The 1,755-nt window shown below is 56.6% G+C and carries 2 rRNA genes; both read right to left on the reverse strand.

The features are described from left to right. Nucleotides 1-83, reverse strand: a 23S ribosomal RNA gene (locus G5B42_RS11130); the annotation flags it as partial. A 128-nt stretch (nt 84-211) separates the two neighbouring features. Continuing rightward, nucleotides 212-1,735: ribosomal RNA gene (locus tag G5B42_RS11135) — 16S ribosomal RNA — on the reverse strand. Between the last annotated feature and the right edge of the window lie 20 nt (nt 1,736-1,755).

Raw genomic sequence — 1,755 nt, forward strand, 5'->3', positions numbered from 1 at the left:
CCCCGAGGCTTTTCGCAGCTTGCCGCGTCCTTCGTCGGCTCCCAGCGCCAAGGCATCCGCCATACGCCCTTTGTAGCTTGACCCTTTCGCGCGCCTTTCTCTGCTCGACTTCTTTTGTTCCCCTATGCAGTTTTCAGGGTGCATGCCTGAGGGACTAAACCCTCAAAACTAAACAGCAAGACAGGACCGACCTAGGAGTCTTACTCCTTAGAAAGGAGGTGATCCAGCCGCACCTTCCGATACGGCTACCTTGTTACGACTTCACCCCAATCATCAACTCCACCTTAGACGGCTGCCTCCTTGCGGTTAGCGCACCGGCTTCGGGTGTAGTTGACTTTCGTGGTGTGACGGGCGGTGTGTACAAGGCCCGGGAACGTATTCACCTCGGTATGCTGACCCGAGATTACTAGCGATTCCTCCTTCACGGAGTCGAGTTGCAGACTCCGATCCGAACTGGGACCGGCTTTTTGCGATTCGCTCCGCCTCACGGCTTCGCTGCGCTCTGTACCGGCCATTGTAGCACGTGTGTAGCCCAGGTCATAAGGGGCATGATGACTTGACGTCATCCCCACCTTCCTCCGATTTGTCACCGGCAGTCTCCTTAGAGTCCCCGGCCGTACCGCTGGCAACTAAGGATAGGGGTTGCGCTCGTTGCGGGACTTAACCCAACATCTCACGACACGAGCTGACGACAGCCATGCACCACCTGTCTCCTCTGTCCCGAAGGAAAGATACATCTCTGTATCCGTCAGAGGGATGTCAAGACCTGGTAAGGTTCTTCGCGTTGCATCGAATTAAACCACATGCTCCACCGCTTGTGCGGGCCCCCGTCAATTCCTTTGAGTTTCAGCCTTGCGGCCGTACTCCCCAGGCGGGATACTTAGTGCGTTGGCTACGGCACGGAAGGGGTCGATACCTCCCACACCTAGTATCCATCGTTTACGGCCAGGACTACCGGGGTATCTAATCCCGTTCGCTCCCCTGGCTTTCGCGCCTCAGCGTCAGGTGCAGTCCAGAAAGCCGCCTTCGCCACTGGTGTTCCTCCCAATATCTACGCATTTCACCGCTACACTGGGAATTCCGCTTTCCTCTCCTGTCCTCAAGCCCAACAGTTTCAAATGCAAGACCTCGGTTAAGCCCAGGTTTTTCACATCTGACTTATTGGGCCGCCTACGCGCCCTTTACGCCCAGTAATTCCGGACAACGCTCGCCCCCTACGTATTACCGCGGCTGCTGGCACGTAGTTAGCCGGGGCTTCCTCCTCGGGTACCGTCATGATCGTCCCCGATGACAAAGGTTTACGATCCGAAGACCTTCTTCCCTCACGCGGCGTTGCTCCGTCAGGCTTTCGCCCATTGCGGAAAATTCCCTACTGCTGCCTCCCGTAGGAGTCTGGGCCGTGTCTCAGTCCCAGTGTGGCCGTCCACCCTCTCAGGCCGGCTACCCATCGTCGCCTTGGTGAGCCGTTACCTCACCAACTAGCTAATGGGACGCGGGCTCATCCCTAAGCAGTAAACCTTTCCTTCCCAGACCATGCGACCCGGGAAGAGTATCCGGTATTAGCAGAACTTTCGCTCTGTTATCCCGGACTTAGGGGCAGATTACCCACGCGTTACTCACCCGTCCGCCACTAAGCTTTCGCCGGTAGTAAACCACCAGCTAGGCTCCGTTCGACTTGCATGTATTAAGCACGCCGCCAGCGTTCGTCCTGAGCCAGGATCAAACTCTCCGTAAAATTCTTGAAGAGCTGATTTT

This window comes from Capillibacterium thermochitinicola (assembly GCF_013664685.1).
Taxonomy (GTDB): Bacteria; Bacillota; UBA4882; order UBA10575; family UBA10575; genus Capillibacterium; species Capillibacterium thermochitinicola.